Annotated in this window: 27 protein-coding genes and 3 pseudogenes; 15 read left to right on the top strand and 15 right to left on the bottom strand. The window is 65.2% G+C overall.

Features of this window, described 5'->3' with window-relative positions; genetic code table 11:
• The first annotated feature begins 9 nt into the window (after positions 1-9).
• Both IB278_RS24570 and IB278_RS24565 read left to right on the top strand, forming a co-directional pair.
• The gene (locus IB278_RS24570) at positions 10-1,215 is read left to right on the top strand and encodes an LPD7 domain-containing protein (protein ID WP_192326111.1); all 1,206 of its coding nucleotides are present in this window, start codon (positions 10-12) and stop codon (positions 1,213-1,215) included.
• Between the two features lie 494 nt (positions 1,216-1,709).
• Entirely contained in the window at positions 1,710-2,396 is a 687-nt protein-coding gene (locus tag IB278_RS24565; RefSeq protein ID WP_318646708.1) for a TraX family protein, read from the top strand.
• Positions 2,397-2,468: 72 nt separating this feature from the next.
• Here the strand turns inward: IB278_RS24565 and IB278_RS24560 are convergent, their stop codons facing one another.
• From IB278_RS24560 to IB278_RS24550, 3 genes are all read right to left on the bottom strand, one after another.
• The gene (locus IB278_RS24560; RefSeq protein WP_192326303.1) at positions 2,469-3,575 is read right to left on the bottom strand and encodes a relaxase/mobilization nuclease domain-containing protein; all 1,107 of its coding nucleotides are present in this window, start codon (positions 3,573-3,575) and stop codon (positions 2,469-2,471) included.
• Positions 3,568-4,149, bottom strand: a complete 582-nt coding sequence (locus IB278_RS33945) for a hypothetical protein (protein WP_225613141.1) — start codon at positions 4,147-4,149, stop codon at positions 3,568-3,570. Before IB278_RS33945 ends, IB278_RS24560 begins: the two co-directional genes overlap by 8 nt.
• Before the next feature lie 520 nt (positions 4,150-4,669).
• Positions 4,670-5,179 (bottom strand): helix-turn-helix domain-containing protein, encoded by a 510-nt coding sequence (locus tag IB278_RS24550; RefSeq protein WP_192326107.1) that lies wholly within the window; start codon positions 5,177-5,179, stop codon positions 4,670-4,672.
• A gap of 38 nt (positions 5,180-5,217) precedes the next feature.
• On the opposite strand from IB278_RS24550, the gene IB278_RS24545 reads away from it, so the two are divergent.
• Complete coding sequence (locus IB278_RS24545; protein ID WP_192326105.1) at positions 5,218-5,421, top strand: helix-turn-helix domain-containing protein; 204 nt, start codon at positions 5,218-5,220, stop codon at positions 5,419-5,421.
• 83 nt (positions 5,422-5,504) lie between these two features.
• Here IB278_RS24545 and IB278_RS34315 read toward each other — a convergent pair.
• From IB278_RS34315 to IB278_RS24530, 4 genes and pseudogenes are all read right to left on the bottom strand, one after another.
• Positions 5,505-5,642 (bottom strand): annotated as a pseudogene (locus IB278_RS34315) (IS3 family transposase); the annotation flags it as partial.
• Positions 5,643-5,704: 62 nt separating this feature from the next.
• The gene (locus IB278_RS24540; protein ID WP_192326103.1) at positions 5,705-6,520 is read right to left on the bottom strand and encodes a hypothetical protein; all 816 of its coding nucleotides are present in this window, start codon (positions 6,518-6,520) and stop codon (positions 5,705-5,707) included.
• Positions 6,521-6,547: 27 nt separating this feature from the next.
• The gene (locus IB278_RS34240; RefSeq protein WP_318646707.1) at positions 6,548-6,736 is read right to left on the bottom strand and encodes an excisionase; all 189 of its coding nucleotides are present in this window, start codon (positions 6,734-6,736) and stop codon (positions 6,548-6,550) included.
• A 1,324-nt stretch (positions 6,737-8,060) separates the two neighbouring features.
• Positions 8,061-8,597 (bottom strand): helix-turn-helix domain-containing protein, encoded by a 537-nt coding sequence (locus IB278_RS24530; RefSeq protein WP_192326101.1) that lies wholly within the window; start codon positions 8,595-8,597, stop codon positions 8,061-8,063.
• A 201-nt stretch (positions 8,598-8,798) separates the two neighbouring features.
• Between IB278_RS24530 and IB278_RS24525 the strand changes: the two genes are divergently transcribed.
• Positions 8,799-9,164 carry a helix-turn-helix domain-containing protein gene (locus IB278_RS24525; RefSeq protein WP_192326099.1) on the top strand — a complete coding sequence of 122 codons (366 nt, stop codon included), beginning with the start codon at positions 8,799-8,801 and terminating at the stop codon, positions 9,162-9,164.
• Between the two features lie 181 nt (positions 9,165-9,345).
• On the opposite strand, the gene IB278_RS33940 is transcribed toward IB278_RS24525, so the two are convergent.
• Positions 9,346-9,432, bottom strand: a complete 87-nt coding sequence (locus tag IB278_RS33940; RefSeq protein WP_261380401.1) for a hypothetical protein — start codon at positions 9,430-9,432, stop codon at positions 9,346-9,348.
• Positions 9,433-9,483: 51 nt separating this feature from the next.
• Complete coding sequence (locus IB278_RS24515; protein ID WP_192326097.1) at positions 9,484-9,777, bottom strand: antitoxin of toxin-antitoxin stability system; 294 nt, start codon at positions 9,775-9,777, stop codon at positions 9,484-9,486.
• A gap of 424 nt (positions 9,778-10,201) precedes the next feature.
• Here IB278_RS24515 and IB278_RS24510 point away from each other — a divergent pair, with 424 nt between their 5' ends.
• From IB278_RS24510 to IB278_RS24490, 5 genes are read left to right on the top strand one after another with little or no spacing between them, the layout of a single operon-like run.
• On the top strand, positions 10,202-10,915 hold the full coding sequence (locus tag IB278_RS24510) for an ABC transporter substrate-binding protein (protein WP_192326095.1): 714 nt from the start codon (positions 10,202-10,204) through the stop codon (positions 10,913-10,915).
• Between the two features lie 15 nt (positions 10,916-10,930).
• On the top strand, positions 10,931-11,602 hold the full coding sequence (locus IB278_RS24505; RefSeq protein ID WP_192326093.1) for an ABC transporter permease subunit: 672 nt from the start codon (positions 10,931-10,933) through the stop codon (positions 11,600-11,602).
• Between the two features lie 4 nt (positions 11,603-11,606).
• Positions 11,607-12,287, top strand: a complete 681-nt coding sequence (locus IB278_RS24500) for an ABC transporter permease (protein ID WP_192326091.1) — start codon at positions 11,607-11,609, stop codon at positions 12,285-12,287.
• Positions 12,288-12,300: 13 nt separating this feature from the next.
• On the top strand, positions 12,301-12,888 hold the full coding sequence (locus IB278_RS24495) for a hypothetical protein (protein ID WP_192326089.1): 588 nt from the start codon (positions 12,301-12,303) through the stop codon (positions 12,886-12,888).
• Positions 12,889-12,896: 8 nt separating this feature from the next.
• Positions 12,897-13,643, top strand: coding sequence for an amino acid ABC transporter ATP-binding protein (locus IB278_RS24490; protein ID WP_318646706.1), 747 nt, complete (start codon positions 12,897-12,899; stop codon positions 13,641-13,643).
• A 29-nt stretch (positions 13,644-13,672) separates the two neighbouring features.
• On the opposite strand, the gene IB278_RS24485 is transcribed toward IB278_RS24490, so the two are convergent.
• The gene (locus tag IB278_RS24485; RefSeq protein ID WP_192326087.1) at positions 13,673-14,269 is read right to left on the bottom strand and encodes a chorismate mutase; all 597 of its coding nucleotides are present in this window, start codon (positions 14,267-14,269) and stop codon (positions 13,673-13,675) included.
• A gap of 416 nt (positions 14,270-14,685) precedes the next feature.
• Here IB278_RS24485 and IB278_RS34235 point away from each other — a divergent pair.
• Positions 14,686-14,757, top strand: a pseudogene (locus tag IB278_RS34235) (DUF433 domain-containing protein); the annotation flags it as partial.
• 452 nt (positions 14,758-15,209) lie between these two features.
• Here IB278_RS34235 and IB278_RS24480 read toward each other — a convergent pair.
• Entirely contained in the window at positions 15,210-16,154 is a 945-nt protein-coding gene (locus tag IB278_RS24480; RefSeq protein ID WP_192326085.1) for an ArdC family protein, read from the bottom strand.
• Positions 16,155-16,899: 745 nt separating this feature from the next.
• Here IB278_RS24480 and IB278_RS24475 point away from each other — a divergent pair.
• Together IB278_RS24475 and IB278_RS24470 are read left to right on the top strand one after the other, a co-directional pair.
• Positions 16,900-17,277 (top strand): annotated as a pseudogene (locus tag IB278_RS24475) (transposase); the annotation flags it as partial.
• Positions 17,278-17,292: 15 nt separating this feature from the next.
• Positions 17,293-17,541, top strand: coding sequence for a helix-turn-helix domain-containing protein (locus IB278_RS24470; RefSeq protein ID WP_192326083.1), 249 nt, complete (start codon positions 17,293-17,295; stop codon positions 17,539-17,541).
• A 469-nt stretch (positions 17,542-18,010) separates the two neighbouring features.
• On the opposite strand, the gene ligD is transcribed toward IB278_RS24470, so the two are convergent.
• Positions 18,011-20,593 carry a DNA ligase D gene (ligD, locus tag IB278_RS24465; protein ID WP_192326081.1) on the bottom strand — a complete coding sequence of 861 codons (2,583 nt, stop codon included), beginning with the start codon at positions 20,591-20,593 and terminating at the stop codon, positions 18,011-18,013.
• A gap of 176 nt (positions 20,594-20,769) precedes the next feature.
• Here ligD and IB278_RS24460 point away from each other — a divergent pair, with 176 nt between their 5' ends.
• A complete protein-coding gene (locus IB278_RS24460; RefSeq protein WP_145746479.1) occupies positions 20,770-20,949 on the top strand; it encodes a DUF3606 domain-containing protein in 180 nt (59 codons plus the stop codon).
• Between the two features lie 8 nt (positions 20,950-20,957).
• Here IB278_RS24460 and IB278_RS24455 read toward each other — a convergent pair whose 3' ends face one another.
• The 3 genes from IB278_RS24455 to IB278_RS24445 form a co-directional block, all read right to left on the bottom strand.
• Positions 20,958-21,830 (bottom strand): tetratricopeptide repeat protein, encoded by an 873-nt coding sequence (locus tag IB278_RS24455; RefSeq protein ID WP_318646705.1) that lies wholly within the window; start codon positions 21,828-21,830, stop codon positions 20,958-20,960.
• The gene (locus IB278_RS24450) at positions 21,827-22,762 is read right to left on the bottom strand and encodes a Ku protein (RefSeq protein WP_192326079.1); all 936 of its coding nucleotides are present in this window, start codon (positions 22,760-22,762) and stop codon (positions 21,827-21,829) included. Before IB278_RS24450 ends, IB278_RS24455 begins: the two co-directional genes overlap by 4 nt.
• Before the next feature lie 274 nt (positions 22,763-23,036).
• Positions 23,037-23,588 (bottom strand): hypothetical protein, encoded by a 552-nt coding sequence (locus tag IB278_RS24445; protein ID WP_192326077.1) that lies wholly within the window; start codon positions 23,586-23,588, stop codon positions 23,037-23,039.
• Positions 23,589-23,778: 190 nt separating this feature from the next.
• Between IB278_RS24445 and IB278_RS24440 the strand changes: the two genes are divergently transcribed.
• The gene (locus tag IB278_RS24440; protein ID WP_225613139.1) at positions 23,779-24,015 is read left to right on the top strand and encodes a DUF6429 family protein; all 237 of its coding nucleotides are present in this window, start codon (positions 23,779-23,781) and stop codon (positions 24,013-24,015) included.
• Positions 24,016-24,051: 36 nt separating this feature from the next.
• Complete coding sequence (locus IB278_RS24435) at positions 24,052-24,348, top strand: CPCC family cysteine-rich protein (protein WP_318646704.1); 297 nt, start codon at positions 24,052-24,054, stop codon at positions 24,346-24,348.
• Positions 24,349-24,351 lie beyond the last annotated feature (3 nt).

The following is a 24,351-nucleotide window of genomic DNA, read 5'->3' as shown; positions in this document are numbered from 1 at the left end:
GGAGCCGCAATGTCAACAGACCGTTCTTCCGGAAACCAAGCTCCGAACGGGACCGAGAGCACCGCCCCTTGGAATGGCGCGGGCTCCATCCAGGGAGATGCGCCTGCTGCGGGCCACGGTCATTCCCGGGTGCCCGATGCCATCGAGCGCCGCTACCTGCGCATCGACAATCGCTACTTCTTCCCGGACCGCACCCTCGCGTTCATCGACGACGGCCGCCGCCTCCGCGTGCGGACCGAGAACCGCGAGGTGCTGCACAGCGTCGTGGCGATCGCCGAAGCGCGCGGCTGGCGGATCATCGAACTCAAAGGCACCGAGACCTTCCGCCAGGGCATGTGGCACGAAGCCGCGCTGCGCGGCATCGAGGCCCGAGGCTACGAACCGACCTCGGCTGAGATCCTCCAGGTCCAGCGTGCGTTGAAGAAAAGAGCGTCGCCCTCGCACGAGAACGGACGGGGTCCGATACCTGCATCGCTGGACCGCGAAACAGCAACCGTGCACCAAGGCGCCGTACCCGCCGAAGCCCCCAGCAATTCCGGTCTTCATCCACCCGAAGAGCCGCAAGACCGCAGGTTCGAGCGCGGAGGACCAAGATCGCCTGTCAGGGGGATGCTCGTGGCAGCCGCCGCCGCACCCTATCAATTCGATCCGGCGCAGCGCATGTCCTTCTACGTGACGGTTCGCGCGGAGACCGGGGCTCGCACCATCTGGGGTACGGATCTCGAGCGGGCCCTCGCAGAGTCCGCTTCGCAACCGCGCGTCGGAGACCAGGTGGTGCTCACGCGGGGCGGCACCCGTCCGGTCAACCTCCGGGTGGCGGCCCGCAATGCGGAAGGTGAGCTGGTCGGCGAAAAGAAAATTGTCGCGCAGCGTGCGCGGTGGAGCATCGAGACATCCGATCACCTTCGCGCGATGGAACAACACGCCATGCGCATACGCACCGGGGAATTGCTGTCCGATGCGGCCCGGGGGCTGGACCCCGAACTGTCCACGGCGGCGGCGGATCTCAAGCTGGCCGAGCAGTACGCACAGCGCGTGACCCGCGATCCGTTCTCCCAGCAGCGCCTCGTAGCGCTGATTCGCGAGCGGATTGCCGAGGCGCTTCTGCAAGGCCGCACCATCCACCTTCCGGATCGACTCCCGCGCCCCGCACGCATGCATGCGCGCCAACGCACGGCCCGAAGCCGTGATGAGTTGAGCCACGAGCGCGTCTAGAAATCGTTGGAGGCCAGGGTTGAAGCTTGCAGCTCTTCGTCCAGCCTTGCGTGCGCGTTGTTCGCGCCCCTCTCCGGTCCTGCGCTGGTGCGGAACACCATCCGAGGCGCCTGCTCGACACTCCGGGCGCAGGGCCTATGCTTTCGGCACCCAGACGCGGCGAGGCTGTTCGGTCCTACTCCACCACCAGCTTTCCGGTCAAGGAACGGGTGCCGGTCCGCTCGAACGCGCCTCATGCCCTTGAACACGACAAGTTCATCGTGGCGGACGACATGGACGTGCAGGCCCGCCGCCCTCAACTGCGCGTCCTCGGCCTGCACAGCGCAACGCCGAGAGCTTGTTGGTTGTACGCAATGCGCCGATGCTCGCCGCTTCGCCGGCGTGGCGTAGCGCCAGCAGTGGATCGAAGGTATTGAACCGCCCCCGGCGTTCTGATGCAAAGGGAATCAACCGGTCTCGCCGCCATGTCCCGAAGGCTCCAGATACGGAACCGAGTGAAAACTCAGCCGCCGGTGAGCGCCTGGTCGATCTCGGACGGCTCGCTCGAAGCGCTCAAATGGGTCGGTCTGTTGCTCATGGCGGGCGATCACGTCAACAAGTACCTGATGCATGGGTCGAGCCCGACTCTCTACGCATGGGGTCGCATGGCGATGCCGCTCTTCGGATTCGTGCTCATGGTCAACCTGACACGCCCCGGAGCGCTCGAGACCGGCTTGCACCTGCGCGTCATGAAGCGACTGGCGATCTTTGCCCTGCTGGCGACACCCGCTTTCGTACATCTGGTCGGCTGGTGGCCGTTGAACATCCTTGCCACCCTTTTATTGGCAACGCTGATCGTCTGGCTGCTGGAGCGGGACGGCTGGGGCGCGCGCTGCACGGCCTTGATCGCCTTCCTCGTTGGTGGCGCCGTGGTGGAGTTCTGGTGGCCGGCGCTGCTCTGCTGCCTGGGCGCCTGGGCGTTCCTGCGCAGATCCACCTATCTGCGGATGCTGTTGTGGGCCTTGGCGACCGCTTCACTCGCTGCCATCAACGGCAACTTCGCTGCAGTGGCTGCCCTGCTCTTGATCTGGGGAGCTCGACAGGTCGAGATTTCGTTGCCGCGCAGTCGGTGGGTTTTCTACGCCTTCTATCCAATCCACCTCTCGCTGATCGTCCTGGTGTTGATCGTCACTGAAAATTGACGCGGCGGAATGCTCCGATGCCGATCCAATGCCGCGGCATGGGGTCGGTCTGCGTTCGAGTGCGCGTCGCGTTCACCGGGTGCGCTTTCCGGGCGGCAGAGCATTGTCGCGCTCTGGAGTTCGGCGTCTGACCTGCTCTCTCCAGCGGTCAGCCATTCGCTGCGCATCAGTCTGCACAGCCGGCATGCGCGCGACGAAGCGCTTCGCCTGTGCGGCCAGATTGGCCTCGCCCTGTCTTCGAAGCGTATCCGCCGTTGCGCGCCAATCTGCGACCACCTCCCGCCGGGTGTTTCGCATCTTCTCCTGTCCGCCATCCACGGCGCCTCGTCCCGACCTCAGCGCCTGGAGCAGGCTCTCCAGCTTGGCGCGCATGAAGGTCGAGGTCTTCGGCGGTCGATGCCCGGTCCGGTCGCTGGGCGACAGTTGGCCGAACGCCCGAAGCGCGCGCAGCCGGTGATGAATTGCATCCCTGTACGGCTTGCGGGTCTGCCCTCGCACCTGGCGCGGTGTGGCATTGGCCGCCACGCCCTGCTCCCGCATCAGCGCGGCAAACTGCTCGCGCCACTGGCGCAGCGTGTCCTTGCGGATGTAGAGGCGCTTGCCAGGCTCGAACTCGTGCTCGCACTTGACCACCAGATGCACATGCGGGTGCGGCTGATCGGTGTGCAGCACCATGGCGTAGCGATGCTGCAGCGCGAAGTTCTCGCGCGCAAAGATGCGGGCGGCAGCCCGTACCTTGTCCGGCGGCGTGCCGGCGGGCATGGACAGGACGATGTTGTGCACCAGCTTCGCACGGGTGTCTTTCTGCCCCAGCGCGGGTCTCGGCTTGTACTGGCTTCTGCAAAGCGCCAGCTGCCAGTCGGCCGTGATCTCCCTGGCGGCACCCCGGCCCTGCGGCGCCAGTCCCTCGTCGGTGTCCAGCTGCAGCTTGCCGTGCCGGCCGATGTAGCGCAGATGGGCCTCGACGCCGCCGACGTCCCGTCCGCCGCCGGAGACCTTCACCATCACCTCGGGCGTGCGCCCCACCGTGCGCTGGATCTGGGCGATCTGGCCGGCACCGAGGCGCAGCGTGCCGCCCGGCCCGCGCCGACCGTAGCTCACGATGTCCAGGGTCAGGTCGCGCGGCGCATCGGCCGCGCCGCGGCCGCTTCGGCCGATGCGCGCCCTCTGTTCAGGCACGGGCACTCCCGGCGCCGGTCTCCCAGCTGACCAGGTTGCGGCGCACGATGGCGGCCGCGGCTTCGCGTGCCTCCTCGACTTCCTGCCGGACCCGCGCGATCGCTTCGCCGAGGTCCGGTGCCACCGGATGGGCCAGAGTGTTCGGCATGCCGAACATTCGAAGCTGCCGTCCCAGCGCGGCCAGTTGGGCATTGGTCACTTTGATCTGGTCCAGTTCGTTCGGCGGCAGCACGGCCGCGTCACGGACATGGTTGTGGATCAGCAGGGCGAGGTAGCTGGCTGTCTTCATTCCACGGGATTGGGCCCGCTCTGCCGCCAGCACGCGATCGCCATTGCGAAGCCGCAGCGTGATGCGGTCCGCCAGGCCAACGCTGTTTTCCGTCTCGCGTAGGGATCGCTGACCACCCGAGCCCAGCGAGATGTCGCCGTGGGTCTTGAGCACCTCGTCGACCATCTTCGCGAGCAGAGTCGACGCACTGAGGTGATGACGCGCCGCCAGCGCGACGAAATGCGCCCTCGTCTCGGGCGGCACCCGGGTGGCTATCACGCGGCTGGTTCGAGAGGTCTTGGTCATTGCAACGCCGTGGCGGTAAACAATGTCTGACGGCAGTCTATCCTGCCCTCATAGCCGCACAAGGGCTTTGCCCTCGGAATTCCAGCGTCGAGCTCACCTCGCCGTTTTCGCGGCTCCGATGTGTTGCCGTCGATCAACCGCTCGAAGACCACCATCCATGTTCGGCATGCCGAACATTGCGGAGGTGGACGGAACGATCCCGCCCTCGAAGCCGTACAAAGACTCTGCCCCCCGAAGCTTCTACGTCGTCCCGCCACCGCTGCATCCAGGCTACCGGGACCGAAAATTCATTCCGCTCGCAGAGCACGTCCACAAGGCCGCTGCATGAATTTCCTCACGGCTCCATCAAGCGGATGACCTCCGCTGTTGCGAGCGTTCGAGACTTTCTCGGTGTTCGGCATGCCGAACACCGAGAAAAAGCGATGGGCGGAGAAGTGAATTCGGCACGCAGCGAATTCGGGGGGCCCATCGAATGGGCACCCGCGTCGCCCCGCTGCGCGGCAGGGCCGCCAAGAACAGCCTACTCTCGCAGCGTGAACACCACTGACAAGTAAGAGACCGGCTGGGTCTGAATGGCCTCGATCCCATGCAGTGCGGTCGCATCGAACAGCAGCGAGTCCCCTGCCCTCACCTCCGCAGTCCTGCCGCCGTAACGGTAGCTGACCTCCCCGGACAGGAAGTACAGGAACTTGAGGCCCGGGTGCTGGAAGGTCACGTAGAGATCGGCACCGGGCAACAACGTGACCAGGTAGTCTGCCACGGCGCCGATCCGATCGACCACGACGCCCTGCCCCACGCGCACGTGGCAGAAGGCCGTGCGCCGAGCCTGATCACTGAAGAAACGTGAGGCCGGCACTCCAAGGCCATTCGCGAGGCGCTCCAGCGTTTCCACCGAAGGCGAGACCAGACCGCGCTCGATGCGTGACAGCATCGAGGCAGAAATCCCCGAGGTCTTGGCCAGTTCGCCGCCAGACACCTCGGCCGCCATGCGCAGCGCCCTCACTTGCGCGCCGATACGTGCGGCGGACATGCTACGCCATGACGTGACCATCCGTCGCACATGAAGTCTTGCGTCGTCGATTTGGAGAACGCATCCGCATGCTGCGGATCGCTATCGGCATGAGCCAAGAGGCCCGCGCCGATCGATGCGGTTTCGCGCGCACCTACATGAGCAGGGTGGAGACGGGTGGAGCAAACCCGTGGCTTGATGTACTACAGACCTTCGCAACTGCACTAGGAATGCCGTTGAGCGAATTGTTTGCTGGCATATAGCCAGTCACGCGGGCGTATTCGCTGCGCATCGCTAAGGATTTTCCATTCTGGGCATTCCGGGGCATTGTGACTGGTGATTCCGGAGTCTGCGGCACGCGGACGATCTTCGCTGCGATCGATTCGATCGCCGCCCACAACGATGGCTACTCTCCCCGGTGCTCCTGCACCATTCCCACCGCGCGCTCACGCACCTCGGGTGAGAACTTGTTTGACTTCTTCATGGCTCAATCCTCTCAGAGTGTTGAGCCTTCACAAATCCGGGGCGATTCACGGCCGATGGCGGCTAACCGCGCTTACGCGAAATCTCGCCCCAGTACTCGTGGTCCCCATAGTCCAGGTTGTCCGCAAGGTACTGGAGTTGAGCAATCGCAGGTGCGAAATCGGTACGCCACTGTTCTCTTTGGACGGATAAAAGATCAGGCGCCTCTTCCACAATCCGCCGCAGCCGGCTCGGAAACTCGTGAAGCTCCCAGGAGCCAAGCCCTTTCAGCGCGCCAAGTTGAAACTCTCGGAGAGCTTGGCTGCGACGCACAAGGTCTGCACAGTCATCTCCTTGGAACTTGGCTGCGTCTTCTCCCATCTGTCGAATACGACTTTCGAACGTGCTCTGCATGTCCCGAAGTTTCGTAGAGAACATGTCAATGGCTGCGTATCGGGCCCAGAATTCGAGTGCCGTGCGAACGGTCTCTGGTTTACTTGACGCGTCCGCAAATAGCTTCTTCACGTCTCGCGAAACCTTATAGGAGTTGTCCATGCTGGTAGCGCTGCCGTGCCGGCCGCCAGCACTGACCATCCGCAGGAGATTTGTTCCGGTGAATTCCGCGAGATCCCGCAATTGCGCGAGAGCATGTTCCGCTTTGTCAACTTGGAACTTCAGTTCTTTGGTCTTGGCCTCCATGCCAAGGCCTTTCAGCGACTCGAAGCGGTGGATTGTCGCAGCGAACAGGAGCACCAAGCCTCCTCCGAGCCCCGTAGCGGCCAGTCCGGCATTTCCTTCCCAGACGTACCAGATGCCAAGTGCCGCCGCTGCCAAGCCTGCCAGAGTAAATGTGCCGTCCACGACGATGGTCTGAATGGTGCGAGCCGCTTTTTCGTCCATCTCTCTCTCCTTTTCCCAGAGCGTATCTCATGGCTTTGATAGCCGAAGCCGGCTCACCAATCGGTTGTCTGCCATGATCTCAGCAATGTGCTTTGCTGTCGGCTCAACCCAGTAGGTTCGGCCTATCTTCAATGGCGCCGGCACAATCTGCCCGCTACGCGCCCAAGCCCTGAGCGTGTTTCGGTCGGCGCAGGATCGAACTGCTGGGCAGCCCACGCAGGTAATGTAATTTTGCGAGACATTCCAAGGGCGCCTTGATCGAGATCATCGGGCCGATCCTGCCGCATGAGCTTTCGAAGGCAAGGCGCGTCCACGTGCGACTCAGCTTGAAATCCTGGCAGCGGTGCGAAGCCTTGGGGCACGTGGTTGCCGAACGCTTGGCCGCTCGACAATCCAGCCGTTTGCCGGCTACTGTAGGGCGCACATCACTCGCAGTCAGTCGTCACGACACAGCCGTGGGCAACCTTCTCACAGGTCCGGTGAGCGATGGAGGGTGATTGCCTCCGAGTGCAGAGCCAAAGTGACGGGGGGTGCCACCGAATTGCTAGTTGCCATGGCAACTAGCAATCAGGCGCACAGCCAAAGAGGTGTGAGTTTTCTGGGTTGTTACCAGAATCGCTAGCAGCTATTAGCCACTTGGGCGAGAACCGCAGGAATTCCGACCGGCCCGAGGCGACCGCGGCTGCAGATGCCGGCGGATCAACGGTCAAGCGCAAATTCTGCGAGCGGCGCATCCCGCAGTGGCCAAGCCCCAGCAGCGCACTCCTGCTACGAAGGAACACTTCCCCAGATAGTGGATTGAAGAGGGAAAAAGCCGGCGACCCCTATCGCTCGGCTCGATGGCGCTACGCCAACTGCGTGAGCTTCCAGGTAACCGCCTTGTTGTTATGCGGTGGCATCACATTTCCTTTGGCAATAGGGGCCGTGGTCGATGGCGAGTCCATCGATTGCCAAATTCCGCTCTCCGGGCAATGTTCGCCGGTCTTGGCCGTGGTTCCAACTCCTGCCATAAGCATCTCCTCTTGGTGGCGCAGCCAGATTGACTGCAGGCGCAGTTTGAGGCGCTTGACCAATCCAATGTACATGCGATGCCATGAAGTCCGGGAATGTCCCCATACAAAAATCGTTTGTTAGCGTGGAGTGAGAACTATCGAGGTCGCATGTTTATGGTAGTTGACAGGGAGGCGTGCTTCGGCACAGAGGATTCATGCGACGCGCAGCAGCGTCCGGTTAATTCCCGCCCTCATAACCGCACAAGGACTTTGCCCTCGGAGTTTCGACGTCGTCCTGCGACCGTCGCCTCCAGGCTGCCGGCAGCGAGACATCCATCCCGCTCGCACAGCGGGCCCACGGCCGCTGCATGAATTTCCTCACGGCTCCATCAAGCGGAAGACATCCGCTGTCGATACCCGTTCGAGGCTTTCTCGGTGTTCGGCATGCCGAACACCGAGAAATAGAGCCGGACAGAGAGGTGAATTCGGCACGCAGCGAATTCGGGGGGCCATCGAATGGGCTGCGCGGCAGGGCCGCCAAGAACAGCCTACTCTCGCAGTGTGAACACCACTGACAGGTAAGAGACCGGCTGGGTCTGAATGGCCTCGATCCCATGCAGTGCGGTCGCGTCGAACAGCAGCGAGTCCCCTGCCCTCACCTCCACAGTCCTGCCGCCGTAACGGTAGCTGACCTCCCCAGACAGGAAGTACAGGAACTTGAGGCCCGGATGCTGGAAGGTCACATAGGGATCGGCGCCGGGCAGCAACGTGACCAGATAGGGCTCCACGAACAGGTTGCCCGACAGCAGATGGCCCAACAGCTCGTAGCGGTAGTCCGCCACGGCGCCGATGCGATCGACCAAGACACCGTGTCCTGCACGCACATGGCAGAAGTCAGTGCGCCGCGCCTGATCACTGAAGAAGCGCGAGGTCGGCACATGCAGCCCCTGAGCGAGTCGCTCTAAGGTCTCCACCGATGGCGAGACCAATCCGCGCTCGATGCGAGAAAGCATCGAGGCAGAAATCCCCGAGGTCTTGGCCAGTTCGCCGCCAGACACCTCGGCCGCCATGCGCAATGCCCTCACCTGCGCCCCAATGCGCGTCGCCGACGGGCTGCGCGCCGCATGCGTCGATCGGCGCGCGCCTTTGCGGGCAATGCGGACGTGGGGATTCGTACTGGTCGCGCGGTTGGCAACGGTGACGCTTGATAGATAGCCATGACCGGTTTTTCTATGCAGTGTATATGCCGTCGATTCTAGGGCTGCAAAGAAAGATCGTCAGCATGTATGCCCATTGCCGCCAAGAGATCGAACCTGCAGGCTCCAACGCACAGAGAGCCCATTTCGATCGCACTCGGCAAGCGTCTCAAAGAACTTCGGATAAAAGCAGATAGATCTCAGACCGAACTCGCCTTCGACTGCGAACTTGATCGGACCTACATATCGCTCATCGAGCGAGGACTAGCGAATCCATCGCTGTGGACTCTTGGCACGCTGGCATTCGCCTTAAGAACGACAGTCCCGGATCTATTGCAAGGCAATACGTATGTCGTTGAGCCGTCCATGGGTGAACAAAGCAGAAAGCGTCGAGTGAATCAGGCCTCCCACGAGCCAAAACTCGCCATCGGCAGCAGGCGTTCGCAGCTGCGTTGACGGTTCTCTCGATGGGCAAGTTGGCGATCGATTGGGCGACGCGTATCAAAACCATCCTTTGAGGTATGCCTGGCTTTAATCGCACGTGCATTGCGGTGGGCGTTGGTCCGCACCTCATAGACCAGCCGATAGCTCGCGTGCGGGATCAGCTCGCGGGTGCCCGGAATCTGTCCTGTCCGTCCTAGCAGGGATGCTCGGCCAACCGGCCGACGGCTGCCGAGAAAGTCTCATCCATGCGGATGGCGGCAAGCGGGTTGTCCTGAGCAATGAAGTCGACGATGTAGGCGCGGTCTTGCTCGGCGGACAGGTCACAGGACCCTCATGCGTCGCCGCCGCCGGCTTTGGCCCGCAGTGCAGCGCGACGGGCAGCAAAGCGAGCCTCGACGCCGGCATCACCGGCGTATTGACCGGATGCGATCTGCGCACGCGCCGTGTCGACCTTGGCACGCAGGAAGGTGTCGCATTCACGGGCGTGCCGTTGACGCTCGATGAACTCACGCATCAATTCGCGCACCACCTGCGACGCCGGGCGGTGGCTGGCCTCGGCCTCGGCCATGAAGGCGTCGCGCAACTCTGGTTCCGGCTTCATGGTGACCATGGCTTCTTTGGACATGACCGGCTCCAGGAACATTGATACCAACGAAGTATCTACAACATCAATACCCTTTTGCCACACTGCCGCCGCTGATACGAGCTCGCCGGTGGCGGTGCGGTGGCGAGGCGCAAATCGATGGGCTCACCGCAAAGCGGCCGCTCCATACCCCCGAGCGCGCCGCCAGACACGCTCGCGGGCACCGACTCGAATTGCCCGCGATGCAATGTGCGCTTCCCCCGGCACGCTGGCCCCTCTGCGCCCGAAGGGTGATCCTTCGAATGGGCAATTGCTTCCGATGCAAGCATTGCGCACACTCCGAAGCTCCTCGACGATTCGCGCATCACAACGATTCGTCTCGGAGACAATGTCCATGCGCTTCCACGCTTCGCTTCCCGGCTTGCTTCGCCGGCCCCTCTGTCTGGCGCTCTTCTCATGCCTCTGGATGGCTGCGGCCAACGCCCAGGGCAGCTACCGCATCGCGACCGAAGGCTCGTACCCGCCCTGGAGCTTCAAGGACTCGCAGGGAATGCTCCAGGGCTGGGACGTCGACATCGCACGAGCACTGTGCGAGAAGATGAAGGCCAAGTGCGAGATCGTCGCGCAGGACTGGGATGGCATCATCCCGGGCCTTGTCGCCCGCAAGTACGACATGATCGTCGCGAGCATGGCGATCACGCCGCAGCGCCGCGAGCGCGTGGCCTTCTCGGCCAAGTACAAGGACACCATCTCGCGCTTTGTCGCCCGCAGGGGAACGCCGCCGAACGTCGACCCCGCGGCGCTCAAGGGCAAGACCATCGGTGTCCAGCGCGGCTCGGTCCAGGCAGCCTACCTCGCGCAGAACTACAGGGACGCCGACCTCAAGTTCTACGACACGCCGCAGGCCGCCGAACTCGACCTCGTTGCCGGCCGCGTCGAGTACATCCTCGGCAACATGGTCACCTACCACGTCGGTTTCCTGAAGACGCCCGAGGCCAAGGACTTCGCGTTCGTCGGCCCGGAACTCAAGGGCGGCATCCTCGGCGAAGGCAACGGCATCGCTGTGCGCAAGGACGATGGGCAGACCCTGGCGAGGATCAACGCCGCCCTTGAAGCGATCCGGGCCGACGGCACCTACGACCGCATCACGGCGAAGTACTTCCCGTTCAAGCTGATGTAGGCGCAGCGACCCCTGATGAACATCCTCCATGGTTTTGGCGGCCAGTTGCTCCTGGGCGCGCTCGCGACGCTGCAGCTCGCGGCCGCCGCGCTGGTGCTCGGCACGCTGCTCGGCGCAGCCGTCTGCGGCCTGCAGCTCTCCAGCCACCGCGTTCTGCGGGCCGCCGGCGACGGCTATGCCGCAGTGGTCCGGGGCATTCCCGACCTGCTGATCGTCTTCGCCGTTTTCTTTGGCGGCTCGCTCACGCTGGCCGCGCTCACCGGCCGCTATGTCGAGATCGACACCTTTCTCGCCGGTGTGGCCGCGCTGGCGCTCTCGTTCGGCGCCTACGCTGCCGAGATCGCGCGGGGCGCACTGATGTCGGTCCCGAAAACCCAGCGCGAGGCCGCGAGGACGCTCGGACTGTCGCGCGCCCAGGCGCTGTGGACCGTCGTGCTGCCGCAGGCGGCCCGCTTCGCGCTCGCCCCGTTCGGCAACCAGTCGATCGTTCTGCTCAAGCAGACGTCGATCGTCTCCATCGTCGGGTGCGACGAACTCATGCGCAAGGCCGCAGAGGCGTCCGGCGCGACGCGTGAGCCGTTCACGATGTATCTCGCCGCCGCCTGCATCTATCTTGCGCTGACCGGCTTCGCCACGCTGTGCCTCGAGTGGGCGGAGCGCCGTGCCGCGCGCCCGTTGGCCGCCTGACCCCATGTTCGACATCACCCTTCTGTGGTCCGTGCTGCCCGCACTGCTCGAGGGCGCCTGGCTCACACTCAAGCTCACGGCCTCGGTCATCCTCCTGGGCACGACCTTGTCGATCCCCGTCGCCCTCGGCAGGAACGCGCGGACCGCCGGTCTGCGCGCGGCGGCCCATGCCTACGTGCTCTTCTTTCGCGGGACCCCCGCGCTGGTCCAGCTGTTCCTGCTCTACTACGGGGCGGGCCAGTTCGACGTGATCCGGCATTCCGTGCTGTGGCCCGTGCTGCGCGATCCCTACTGGTGCGTGGTGATCGCCCTGGGACTGAACTCGGCCGCCTACTCGGGCAAGACACTGGGCGCCGCACTGGCCGCGATCCCGCGGGGGACGCGCGAGGCCGCCCGCGTCCTCGGGCTCGGCCGCGTCCAGGCCTTTGGCCTGATCGACCTGCCGCTCGCGGTGCGCACGGCGCTGCCGGCCTTCGGCAACGAGATCATCCTGACCTGCAAGGCGACTTCGCTCGCCAGCACCGTCACCCTGCTCGAGCTCACGGGCAGCGCCCGCCTGCTCACCGCCGAGACCTACGCGCCTTACGAGATCTTTCTCGGCGCAGGCCTCGTCTATCTCGCCATCAACTACGTCCTGCTGCGCGGCGTCCGCGCGCTCGAGGTCTCGTTGAATCGTCCACACTGAACCAAGCAACCGCATGAGATTCCTCACCCTGGGCCCGGCAGGCAGCAACCACGAATTCGTGACCCGCCGCTACCTCGACTTTCACGGCCTTCGCGACACCGCGATCCTGGACCTGGTCTCCGATTTCGAGCGCGGCGCCGATGCCGTGCTTCGGGGCGAGGCCGATTTCATGATCCAGTGCGCGGTGCATCCCGCCGCGGTGTCGACGGTCGCGAAATGCTTCGTCGGCCTCCACCTGATCGACACCTTCATCTCGCCGAGCCAGGACCTGGCCATCCTCCAGCGCCACGACGCCGCGCAACCCACGTCCCTCGCGGTCATGCGCCCGACCCTGCCGTACATCGACCGCCGCCAGTGGCCGCAGATCGAATTCGTGGAGACCGTCGCCGAGGTCACCCAGGGCGTGCGAGACGGGAAGTACGCGGTCGGCCTCGGCTATGCCTCTGCCGCGGAAAAACACCCCGAACTCCTGCATGTGAGGCAGTTCATCGGCACGGTCGACGATGCCTGGATGGTCTATGGGCGCACCCGCGTGAGCATGGGACGACTGAGCGCCTGGCGCGAGAGCCCGGCCGCTGATCTCTTTCGGCAGGTGGCTTGAGCATGGACATGGCCACCTCCTCTGTCGCCACGATGGTCTCGGTCGCAGGACTGACCAAGCATTTCGGGCCCCACCAGGTGCTCGGCGACGTCGATCTGAGCGTCGCAGCCGGTGAGCGCGTGGTCGTGTGCGGCCCCTCGGGTTCGGGCAAGTCGACGCTCGCGCGGTGCATCAGCGGACTCGAGAGCTACGGAAGCGGCACCGTGTCGGTCAACGGCGTCGCGGTCTCGCCGCGCATGCGCCACGCCGACCTGGTACGGGCCAACATCGGCATGGTGTTCCAGCAGTTCAACCTGTTTCCGCACCTCACCGTTCTCGAGAACTGCACCTTGGCACAGCGATGGGTCCGGCGCCGCTCCCGGCAGGAGGCCCGGCAGACCGCACTCGCGTACCTCGACAAGGTCCGGCTCGCCGAGAAGGCGTCAGCCTATCCGGCTCAGCTCTCAGGCGGACAGCAGCAGCGCGTCGCCATCGCGCGGGCACTCTGCCTGAATCCTTCCGTCATGCTGTTCGATGAGGCCACGTCTGCACTCGATCCGGAGATGGTCAAGGAAGTGCTCGAAACCATGATCCTTCTGGCGCGGGACGGCATGACGATGATCTGCATCACCCACGAGATGGGCTTCGCGCGGGCGGTCGCCGACAAGGTCGCGTTCATGGACGGCGGGCGCATCGTGCTGGCCGCGCCGCCCGGCGAGTTCTTCGGCAACTGCGCGGACCCGCGGATCCAGCGATTCCTCAGCAAGGTCTTCTGACCCGAGGGCCTTGCTCGAAGTTCGTGCGCTCACTCGGCGCAGACGCGGGCCAGGCCGCGGTCCAGCCCGATGGCGAACAGCGGCGACAGCCCATGCGAGTCGACGTGCCGCGCGGTCGCATGCGTCAACCGCTCGCGGCAATCCGGCCGCTCGCGCAGCGACCGGGTCGCGACGAGTTCGTCGATGAACCGGGGGCGGAGCCGATCGAGCGCCGGACGGAGCTCGTTCCTCAGGTCTGCGCGAGGTTCCGCCGGCGCTCCTCCCTCCCGCCGCCAGCGGGCCATGAGCGCGAACTGGACGAGTTTGCTCGCTTCGATCTGGTCGGTGAAGAACGCGGTCACCAGGTCTCCTGGCAAACCGCGCGCGCCCGCCTCTTGCGCAGCCGCCGCAACGACTTCCTGCTCGCGCGGATCGCCCGGCGGATCCGCGACCGGCTGGCGGCTGTCCCATTTGGTCAGCGCCACTTGCCGGGACAGATCGAGCCGCGCCGCGCTCAGGGCCACGAGGGTCGAGAAGCCCTCGGACCGATCGGGCCCGGTGGCATCCGAAGCACAGGCGAGTGTGGTCAGCGTGACGGCCATCGCGCCGGCCGCTCGGAAACAACGAATCAGAACGCGCATGTGCATCGGGAACCTCCGGAAGTCCAGCGATGCGATCCGGGCTGCCCGCCACCGGACCGACCGGAGGCAAAGGCTAGTGCGGGGACGATCGCACGTCGCCTGTCAACATGCACAGTTGCGCACCGCCGGGCGCGCGCAACCGTGCCGCCGCTCCGGCAAGCCTGCGCACCCATGAAGCGACATGCGCCGGACCCACCGGCAACCCGCCTGCAGTCTTGGCTTCTTGCGGCTGACCGCGCGCGTTGCGCGCTCGAAATCAAGGGAGGACTTGATCGGCCTTCACGACATGGCGAAGCACGTCGACTGGATCACCGTGGACCGGAGGATTGGCCTGCAGCTTGATTTCACAGCCACCGTGTGCAAGGCACTCGCGCGCGCCAACGTGGCAGATTCAGCGGACGAACCGATCACGAAGATCGACAGTGACGGGTGGCAAGCCTTGCTTCAAGGGGACACGGCTGCCCATCGAGCCCGTTCTGTCCTCTCTCGAAAAGGGAATCCCGGAAGATCACGGGCTGGATGAGTATTCGCTCACGCGCGAGCAGCTGACCGTCGCGCAAGTTCAGGCGGCGATTTCATGGGGGCGGCGCACGCACGGGCCCGATGTGTGGCGCGTGTGGCGCGGCCGGCGCGACGTTCCGGCATCGATGCAGGCGTTGAATCAAGACTGGTCGATACGGCGCGTGGTCAGCACCCCCTCTGTTTCACCCCGACCCTGGTGCGCCGCCGGCCCTCATCCCTTTCCGTTCCGCCTGCCGCGCGACCGTTCGAGGTCGGCGTGCGGAACGCAAGCGTTGCGGATCCGCCATGTCGATCCGCTGAACGCCGGATCGGGCCACGCGGAATTCGCGCCGGCACGGGCTCCTGGTGCGGCCCGGCCTGGCTGCGAGGCCGGCGTGCGACATCGCCACGCGCCGCCTTCACCCCACCTCGATGCGTCGGCCCCTCACCGCTGCGCGATAGATCCGGACCCGCCAAGCGCAGGCATTTCCCGCGCCAAGATGTACGCGAACGCCTCCTCCGCAAGGCGCGCCGCCGTGAAAATCGCCGTGCGGTCGGCCCGCAGCACCTTCAGCCAGGCGTCGATGTAGGCCGCATGCCCCTCGACCGTGGCATCGACCAGCCCGCAGTGTCCCAGGAGGAACGCGCTGCCGAGCTCCGCCACCAGTTCCTCGAACGCATAGGCCGCATCGCCGAAACGCCGCCCGAAGCTGCGGTTCAGCCGCTCGGGATGCCCGGTCCAGTGCACCATCTCGTGCAGCGCCGTCGCGCACAGCGCCTCGGCGCTCGTGAACTGCCGCGGCCACGGCAGACGGATCTCATCGAGCGTCGGCAGGTATGTCGCCCGGTCGAACCCGTGCCGGATCGTCGCATTGCAGCCCCCGAGCAGCCGCATCGCCTGCTCCACGGGACCCCGCGAGGCCGCCGGCGAGGCGATGCCCAGGTCCACGACCTCGAGCGGCAGCCCGTCGATCTGCGCCAGGTTGAAGAGCCAGAACGGCCGGCACAGCAGAACCCCGGCGCGTGCACCGGAACGGGCCGTCAGGGCCTCCTCGTCCACGCCGCCTTCCGCGAGGACATCGTCGGTATCGTCAAGGCGCGCCCGTGCCCTGCGCTCGAAGTGCGCGCACAGCACGCCCCGCTCACCCTGGCGGACCCGGGCGCCGAGGCTCTGCGCCTGCCTGTAGGTCAGCCACACATGGGACGCGTAGCCCGCCTCGATCGCCGCCTCCCAAAGCAGCAGCACATTCGCGCCGCGGTAGGGTGCCCCGGACTTGCCGTTGCGAGGCACCCCGCGCGCCGCCGCCCGCGTCCAGCGTTCGCGGAACACGCTGCCGCCCTTCTCCAGCATCGCGATGATCCGGTCCGTCACCATCTGCCGCACGTCCATGCGGTCCCGCCCCCGCACAGCAGCGCCCGCAGATTCGGCAACCCCCTCACCTGCTTTGGGTGAGTCCTCGGGGGGTCCGGGGGGAACGCCCGTGGCTGTTTGCGTCCCCGCGTGATGCGGGGTGGCGCTGGAAGTTGGATTCGCGTGCATGGCTTGGCCTTTCTGCGGCATGTGCCGCGGTGGTTGAACATCTGCTTTCGGAGCCGCCTCGACGCATGAACAGCGCGCGAAAAGGGCCGATGTCCAGGGACCGCCCGCAAGCCGCAGCCAAGTGCAGCGAGGACCGGGTGAGGACGGTGGCAAAGCCCGCAGCCCTGGACAGCGGCCCGTGCGCGCTATGCGTCGGTCAAGAGGTGGCTTCGAACGCAGAGGCCACGCGGACAAGCCGCAGGCGCCCGCCCGCGCCGCCCAAGGCGGTATGCCATCGAGGCCGCTGCGAAGCGCACGCCTCCAGCCCTGTCGGGAACCGCCGAACGCCGAGGCGAGCGGCCTGCCCAGTGACTGCCGTGCATGCACGGCCACTTGGCGCCCGCGCCGGTCCCCTGGTCGGCCGTTCCTTCTCCGACCATCGCGCGCCTCGGCGCCCAGGCGTCACCGCCGTCCGCGCACCGCACGCGGGCCAGGCACAGGCAAGATGCGCCGAGCGGCGCAACGGTCGCGCCCCTCGAAGACTGGCGCAATTCGGCCGTCGAGCCCACTGGTCGAAATCAGAGTCGACAGCAGCCTCGGACTTCGTACTTGGTCTCCAGATGCTGCGTTGGCCAACACGATGCTGGATGCGGCCATCGAGACGGTCGCCGACGGCGAGGCCCGGCCCATCGTTCACTCAGATCGCGGTGCCCACTATCGCTGGTCGGGCTGGCTGTGGCGTATCGGAGAAGCGAAGCTCATCCGTTCGATGTCCCGCAAGGGGTGCTCGCCTGACAGCGCCGCATGTGAAGGATTCTTCGGACGGCTGAGAACGAAAATGTTTTACCCCCGGGACTGGAAGGCGACGACCATTGAGCAGTTCATCGAGGTAGTTGATGCCTACATCCGTTGGTACAGCGAGAAGCGGATCAGAATCTCCCTTGGCTCTCGCAGCCCCATCGAATACCGACAAGATCTCGGACTCGCGACATAAAACCAGTCCCGGTTTTTGTCCGCGCCCCCTCAACAGTTTTCCGATGCGTCGGGTCGCACGTACTTGAGTTCGCTCGAGCGCGGCCTGAAGAGTCCGACCCCCAGCAAGGTGAGCGAACTGTGCGAGGTGATGGACGTGCATCCACTCGCTTTGCTGACGCTCGCTCACACCGCCAACGACAGGGGTGCCCGATGGAGCCTGGTCGCGCGCACGACGTGGCTTTGGTGCTCAAGGCATCAGTGGACGCTTATGCGTATCCCGTAGCGCTGGGAAGACGCTGGTTCGAAGCGGCGGCGGATAACCGAAACCGTGCGCGGTGCGCTGAGCACGTGCCTGGAACCCACGAACGCAAGGCAATCTCCGTCGCGCGAGCGCGCATCCGCATCGCGGCGCCGGCTGCCGGCCTTGGTTTTCGGCGGTTGCCTACTTCGGTTCAACGGCCGGATGCTTCGACCTGGTGCCCTTTGCCTTCGGATCCGGGCTTGTACGACTATGCTCGGACCCGCCCGCGGGCGCAGGCTTTGGATTGCCTGCCGAAGCTGCAGATCCCTCAGAGCCGCTCGCCGACGGGCTCTGCTGGCGCGCAGCCTCTGGGGTGTCGCCGTTGGGGCTGTCAAGCGACATCAGGAGCTGCCCCCCTGCCGGACAGCAACCGGTCGCGCGAGAAGAACCCGAATTCGACATGCCGAGGCTGAAGCAGTCGTTGACTGCAGCGCAGCATGTTCGTCATACATCAATCACCCTTCTTCTTCGCGAACCCAAGCACCTTCATCGGCCCGGTGAGCGTCTGCTTGGCCTTCCAGTAGCCCTCCCAGGGGTCCTCGGTCTGGAATGACAGATGTTCGCGCGCAGTGGCGATGGTCCATTGCGCACCGCTTTTCAGCGTGGCAAGGTCGTCCCAGCTGACAGGCACGGACACGCCGAGGCCCGGCCGGGCACGCGCGGAGAACGCGGCCGCGGTGGTCGCACCGTGCCCGTTGCGCAGGTAGTCGACGAACAGTTTGCCGACCCGGTTGGCCGGCCCGCTCTTCGCGACGAACCGTGAAGGGATCGCTCGCGCGAGGTGCTGCACGACCGCCTGCGAGAACGCCTTGACCGTGTCGTAGTCGAGCCTTGGCGCCAACGGGACGACGACATGGAGTCCCTTGCCGCCGCTCGTCTTCAACCAGGACGCCAGGCCCAGCTCCGAGAGCAGCGTGCGCACGAGCGTGGCGGCCTCCTGCACATGCGCCCAGGTCGTGCCTTCGCCCGGGTCGAGGTCGAAGATCATCCGGTCCGGCTTGTCGATGTTCTTCGCGAGCGAGTTCCATGTGTGGAACTCGATGACGTTCATCTGCGCCGCATTCGCCAAGGCCTGGGCCGTGCCCACCTCGAGCAGCCCCGCGTGCCCGGGCCACAGCTTCTCGTCGAGCGCCCTGACGCCGGGGATGCTCAGCTTGTCGTCGTGCTTCTGGAAGAACAACTCGCCTTGGATGCCGCTGGGTCCTCGGACCAGCGAGCAGGGGCGGCCTTGGAGATGCGGCAGCATCCACTCGGCCACCGACTCGTAGTAGCGCACCAGGTCGAGCTTCGTGAGGCCCGTGCTCGGGTCGATGACACGTTCGGCGTTGCTGACCTTGACGCTGCCCGCCGCCGCCTTGCCGGCCGGCTTCGACGGCCCCGGGCCCATCTGCTTCGCGGTCTCGCGCACGATGACGCTGGCCGGCTTGTCGGTGCGCAGGGAGACGTACGACGCATGCCGGATCTGCCCCTCGGGCGTCCACTCGGCGAATTCGACCTCGGCGACCGTGACCGGCTTCACCCAGCGTTCGCTGCCCGCCACCCGCTTCGACCACCGCCCGGGCTTGCTGGCGCCCGCGGCGAACGGCGGCTTGGGGACTTCGAGCTTGGCGAGCTTGCGCTTGATGTCCTGCGCTTCAGCCGAATCCCAGCCCGTGCCCACGCTGCCGACCGAAACCAGGTCGCCGTTCGGCGCGTGCACGCCGAGCAGCAGGCTGCCGATCTGTGGCGATCCGTCGGTCCGGTCGGTGTAGCCGCACACCACGAACTCCTGGCGCTGCTTGCACTTGAGCTTGAGCCAGGTCTCCGATCGCCTGGACACGTAGGGGGCGTCCAGGCGCTTGGCGATCACGCCCTCGAGGTTCATCTGGCAGGCCGAGCTGAGGATGGAGGCCGGGTCGGATTCGAAATCGGCGCTGTACCGGATGTGTTCCGTCGCCCGTTCGTCCAGCAGCGCCTTCAGCAGCTGGCGCCGCGCGCCGAGCGCCACCTCGCGCAGGTCGTACCCTTCGAAGTACGGGACGTCGAACAGGAACAACACGATCGCGTCGCTGCCGGCGCCGCGGTCGAAGGCTTTTTGCAAGGCGTTGAAACTCGGCAGGCCCTGCTCGTTCAGCACCACGATCTCGCCGTCGAGCCAGGCGGACTTGAGGCCTAGCCGCTCCAGTTCCTGGACCAGCCGCGGCATCCTGGCGGACCAGTCATGGCCGCCGCGGGTGATGATCGAGGCCTTGCCGCGCTGGATCCGGGCCATGACGCGGTAGCCGTCGAACTTGATCTCGTAGACCCACTCGCCGTCGGCCGGCACCCCGGACGCCAGCGTCGCGAGCTGGGGCGACATGGTGGCAGGCATGGGCGCCTTCTTCGCGCCGGGAACGGCAGATTGCCCGCTGGCCGCCTTCTTCGAGCTTGGCGTCGGCGCGCCGGTCTTCACCTTGGCGCGCGGTGAGGAGGTTGGCGCCACGGCGCGCAACGGTTTCGCGATGACGCTGTCGGGCAGCGCCGACACGACGTCGTAGTCGGCCTTCGCGCGGGCGAACTCGTCGCGCTTCTTGAACAGCAGCCAGGGCTCCTGCTTCTCGCCGCCCTTGGCGATCTTCACGAGTTCCCAGAGCCCTTCCATCTTCTGGCCATGCATGCGGAAGACCAGCTTTCCCTTGGCGAGGCCCTCGTGCGGATTGCCGACGGGCTCCCACGTTCCGTTGTCCCAGACGATGACCGTGCCCGCACCGTACTGCTTCGGCGGAATCGTCCCCTCGAACGAGCCGTAGGACAGCGGATGGTCTTCCACGTGGATCGCCATCCGCTTGTCGGCGGGGTCGTAACTCGGCCCCTTCGGTACGGCCCACGAGACCAGGACGCCGTCGAGTTCCAGCCGGAAGTCGTAGTGGAGGCGCGACGCATCGTGCTTCTGGATCACGAAGGACAAGGCCTTGCCGGGCTTGGCGCGCTGCCCGCGCGGCTCGGACGTGACCGCGAAGTCCCGCTTGGCCCAGTACCGGGCAAGCGGGTCGGCGGTGGTGTCGCGAGCGGCCATCCTGGGACTGTGGGAACCGGCAACCGACCTGCAAGACGGTCGCCCGCGCGTTTGGCTGTGGGATTCGCCCTCCAACAGGACCCGCTTCAGTCCGTCCCTGCGCGCCCTTGCACCCCGTCACTTTGAGGTCCCGCCGTCGACACCGTCGGCGGATAGCGCATGAGCAGGAGACCCACATGGCAGATGACAAGAGCAAACCGGGCGGCCAGGACCGCACGCGCATCAACGTGAACGAGGACTACGAGCTGCGCGACTGGTCCAAAAAGCTCGGCGTCACGCCCGAGCAGTTGAAGGCCGCCGTCAAAGCCGTCGGCACCAGTGCCGAGGCGGTCGAAAAGCACCTCAAGGGCAAATAGAGCGGCGGCTAGGCGTCCTCGTCGCCCGGAGGCGCCGGCGCCTCGCGCGTCAGGCGCCGGTAGGCGCTGAAGTGCCGCAGCGCGGCCTGGGGATCTTCAAGCTGCTCGTGCAGCCGCCCCAGGTTGTAGTGGGCATCCGCCAACCCGGGGTCGAGTTCGAGCGCGCGGGCATAAGCCTGGGCCGCGGCCGCGAGTTGGCCCGCATCCTCCAGCGCGATGGCGTAGTTGAATTGCACGGGCGCGGAGGCTGCGAGGGTCGGAAGCGCCTGCTCGTACAGCTGGACCGCCTCGGCGCAGCGGTGGCTGTCGCACAGCAGCGCTCCCAAATTCAGGATGGCGTCCACGAAGTCGGGCGCGGCCTCGAGGGCAGACCTGTACGCCGCTTCGGCGCCTGCCGGGTCGGTCGCCTCCAGCGATGCACCGAGGTTCACGAGGGCCTCGGGGGTCTGGCCGGAGGCGGTGGCGGGGTCGTCGGGGGTCCTCGGATCGATGAACGCGAGCTCCCCACCGTTCGACGTCACCTCGAAATCCATCAGCATCTGCCCGGAGGTCGCTTCCCAGGTGCTGTCCCTTGTCCGCACGGCGACCTCCTCGCCCACGGCGGAGATGCGCAGGCCCGTGAGAGGCAGCTCCCGTGGCAGGGAGGCCCTGAGGCTCTGCAGGGAGCGCAGGATCTTGCGTGGGGGGATGTGTGCCCGTTGGAGGTCGTAGGCCGTGCGCAGAAGCATGACGTCCTGGAACTCGAAGCGATGCTCGTTGCGGCGCCCGCGGGTCGGCGACACGAAGCCTGCACGCACCAGGCGATCGATGATCGCCCTCGAAATGCCCAGCATCTGCTGGACTCGTCGAACGGTGTAGCCTGCGGTCGCCTCGGATTTCACTTCTTCGCTCGTGCGCGGGACGGGGCCGGAGCGGGTGCCGGGGCGCTCACCGGCGCGCGGCGTGCCGACTTGCGCTCCTTCGCTTCCAGCATCGGCGTGACGTTGGTCCGGGTCGACTTGGCGGTCGGCTTGCCCGTCCGGGCGGCGCCCGAAGCGGCCTTGCTGCCGAGGCTGGCCTTCAGTGCGTCCATCAGGTCGATGACCTGGCCGCTGGCGGCGTCCTCGGTGTGGGCGGACGCCACGATCTGCTTGCCGGCGATCTTCTCGTCGATGGCCGCGAGGACCCGTTGCTTCTCCTCGTCCTCGAACTGGGCGGGATCGAACGTGTCCTGCGAGATCTGCTCGATGAGCTGGAGCGCGAGCTGCAACTCGGCCGGCGCGACCGTGACTTTTTCGATGTCGAGGTCCTGCAGGGAGCGGACCTCGTCCGCGTACAGGAGCTGCTGCAGGATGAGGCCGTCCTCGACCGGGCGGACCTGGACGACATGCTGCTTGGCCTTCCAGGCCCATTTCGCGAGCGCGCAGCGGCCGCTCTTGCGCATCGCTTCGGCGAGCAGCGCATAGGGCTTGCCGCCACGCTTGTCCGGGGCCAGCAGATAGGCCTTGTCGTAGAACACCGGGTCGATGGTCTTGATCGGGACGAAGGCCACGATCTCGATGACGTGGCTGCTCCCCTCCTCGAGCGCCTTCAGCTCCTCGGGGGTGAAGAGGACGAAATGGTCCTTCTCGAACTCGTAGCCCTTGACCATCTCCGCGCGCTCGACCACTTTGCGGGTCTTCTCGGAGATGTACTGCTGCTTCACGCGCTCGCCGTTCTTGGTGAGCATGTTGAAGCGGATCTCGCTGGAGCTCTCCGTGGCGGAGTAGAGGCGCACCGGGATCGACACCAGGCCGAAGCTCAGCGTGAGCGACGCGATAGAACGAGCGGCCATGCGAACTCCTTAGCGCCTTGGAAGGCGAAACGCCACCTGCCCACGACAGGCGAGAGAAGATGCTAGGTCTCGGTGTTGCGGCGCGTCAATAGAGCCGTCTGCTCCATGATGCGTAGGAAAACTTCTGGCCTCTCGGTTGCCGTGGGTGTAACCCTCTCATGCAGAAATCTCGGGTGGGAAACACTCGGGCTTCTGCTTGGCAGCGTCTGCCGACATCCCTTGGCCTCGCGCGAATGGGTACTATCGGCCAGGGAGCTGACCTTGAACGACGTGGTCAATCGTAAGGGCCGTATTCGACCAGCAGGTCTCTCATGGCATCCTCGACGCCGTAGCCGATGTTCTGACTGATGCGACACACAGCTCTCAGTCGTTCCATGAACAAAGGCCGTTGCGCGTCCGGCAGCCTCGCAATGGCCTGCAACGCCTGCTCGAACATTCGCACCAACGCGCTGAAAAAGCTCTCGTCTTGCAGGCCGACTTCGACGCTGAAGCCTAATGCGCGCTCGCAGTAGAAAACCATCAATTCTGCGAGGCCCTCCGGTCGGCCAATGGCCCTCTTGTAATTCGCGATGGACTTCTTGGCCTCGGCGACGGACGCGTTCAGGTTCCGGAACATGTCTGGCCAGAGCCAACGGTTGATGGGGGTTTTGTATGGCTCCAGGACATCTTCGTTCGGCTCGAAGCGGGCGTGAAGGAATACTTGGTTGTCTTCGCTGGCCGTGTACAGGTCATGCAACAGGCCGACCAGTCCATCGTGGTCGAAGTGGGTCAGCCTGGCCTTTACGTCGCTCCAGGACGTGGCCTTCCGAGTCTTGCTTGCTTTCATCTGTGCGCTGCCGGATTTGAAGCCCGTACGACCCCTTTCGGGGAGATCATGTTGGCTGGGCGAAAGCCAAACTCCCAAAGTACCATCGTAAAGTCGAACTGCCGCCTCGCGGCGGCCGCGGCGAATCAGAGGCAGTGTCGTGCAGGCGGTCCGCTGTCGAACGTTGAGGGGCGATGCTATGAAATACGACATGGTCAAGGTCGAAGAGGCGCTTCTGGCGCTGCTCGGCGTCTTCGAGTTCGAAAACGGACGCGTATGGAAGCGATATGACTTCGCAACCATGGACGGTCTACACAAAAAAGGGCTCATCACAGAGGCCCACGGCAGGCAGGAGTCGGTCTACCTGACGGACGAGGGGATGCGCCGAGCCAAGGCACTCGCGGCCAAACACTTTTGGACCAACGGGGCGGCGCCGGCGCGCCAATAGCTGCGGCAGAATTCGGCCCAACAGCTGTCGCTCACCATGAGTGGTCCATTTGACATGAAGACGCCTACCTACGTCGTCCCCACAGAAAAGCCTGGTCTCCCGTGCCCCTGCTGCCGCCATATCACTCTCGCAGAGCGCGGCGGGTACGAGATTTGTCCAGTGTGTTTCTGGGAGGACGACGGACAGGACGACGATGACGCATCCGTCGTTCGAGGAGGTCCGAACGGGAGCCTCAGTCTGGCTCAGGCCAGGGAGAACTTCAGGTCGCTGGGCGCCTGCGATGAACGAAGTGTTCAACGTGTTCGAAAACCATACCTGTTTGAGTTGCCGTGACCT

It is taken from the genome of Variovorax sp. VRV01 (assembly GCF_014852545.1).
In the GTDB taxonomy this organism is placed as follows: Bacteria; Pseudomonadota; Gammaproteobacteria; order Burkholderiales; family Burkholderiaceae_C; genus Variovorax; species Variovorax beijingensis_A.
Note: the sequence above shows the minus strand (reverse complement) of the source record. Positions and strands in the feature narration are given on the sequence as shown.

Bases quoted from the DNA above. Each gene is read 5' to 3' on its own strand.
- IB278_RS24480 (WP_192326085.1), bottom strand. From the start codon at position 16,154: ATGGACGTGCGGCAGATGGTGACGGACCGGATCATCGCGATGCTGGAG.
- ligD (WP_192326081.1), bottom strand. From the start codon at position 20,593: ATGGCCGCTCGCGACACCACCGCCGACCCGCTTGCCCGGTACTGGGCC.
- IB278_RS24435 (WP_318646704.1), top strand. From the start codon at position 24,052: ATGAGTGGTCCATTTGACATGAAGACGCCTACCTACGTCGTCCCCACA.
- IB278_RS24505 (WP_192326093.1), top strand. From the start codon at position 10,931: ATGAACATCCTCCATGGTTTTGGCGGCCAGTTGCTCCTGGGCGCGCTC.
- IB278_RS24450 (WP_192326079.1), bottom strand. From the start codon at position 22,762: ATGGCCGCTCGTTCTATCGCGTCGCTCACGCTGAGCTTCGGCCTGGTG.
- IB278_RS24500 (WP_192326091.1), top strand. From the start codon at position 11,607: ATGTTCGACATCACCCTTCTGTGGTCCGTGCTGCCCGCACTGCTCGAG.
- IB278_RS24490 (WP_318646706.1), top strand. From the start codon at position 12,897: ATGGCCACCTCCTCTGTCGCCACGATGGTCTCGGTCGCAGGACTGACC.
- IB278_RS24540 (WP_192326103.1), bottom strand. From the start codon at position 6,520: ATGGACGAAAAAGCGGCTCGCACCATTCAGACCATCGTCGTGGACGGC.
- IB278_RS24460 (WP_145746479.1), top strand. From the start codon at position 20,770: ATGGCAGATGACAAGAGCAAACCGGGCGGCCAGGACCGCACGCGCATC.
- IB278_RS24445 (WP_192326077.1), bottom strand. From the start codon at position 23,588: ATGAAAGCAAGCAAGACTCGGAAGGCCACGTCCTGGAGCGACGTAAAG.
- IB278_RS33945 (WP_225613141.1), bottom strand. From the start codon at position 4,149: ATGACCAAGACCTCTCGAACCAGCCGCGTGATAGCCACCCGGGTGCCG.
- IB278_RS24485 (WP_192326087.1), bottom strand. From the start codon at position 14,269: ATGCACATGCGCGTTCTGATTCGTTGTTTCCGAGCGGCCGGCGCGATG.
- IB278_RS24440 (WP_225613139.1), top strand. From the start codon at position 23,779: ATGGTCAAGGTCGAAGAGGCGCTTCTGGCGCTGCTCGGCGTCTTCGAG.
- IB278_RS24550 (WP_192326107.1), bottom strand. From the start codon at position 5,179: ATGTCCGCCGCACGTATCGGCGCGCAAGTGAGGGCGCTGCGCATGGCG.
- IB278_RS24525 (WP_192326099.1), top strand. From the start codon at position 8,799: ATGCCCATTGCCGCCAAGAGATCGAACCTGCAGGCTCCAACGCACAGA.
- IB278_RS24515 (WP_192326097.1), bottom strand. From the start codon at position 9,777: ATGTCCAAAGAAGCCATGGTCACCATGAAGCCGGAACCAGAGTTGCGC.
- IB278_RS24510 (WP_192326095.1), top strand. From the start codon at position 10,202: ATGGCTGCGGCCAACGCCCAGGGCAGCTACCGCATCGCGACCGAAGGC.
- IB278_RS24570 (WP_192326111.1), top strand. From the start codon at position 10: ATGTCAACAGACCGTTCTTCCGGAAACCAAGCTCCGAACGGGACCGAG.
- IB278_RS24495 (WP_192326089.1), top strand. From the start codon at position 12,301: ATGAGATTCCTCACCCTGGGCCCGGCAGGCAGCAACCACGAATTCGTG.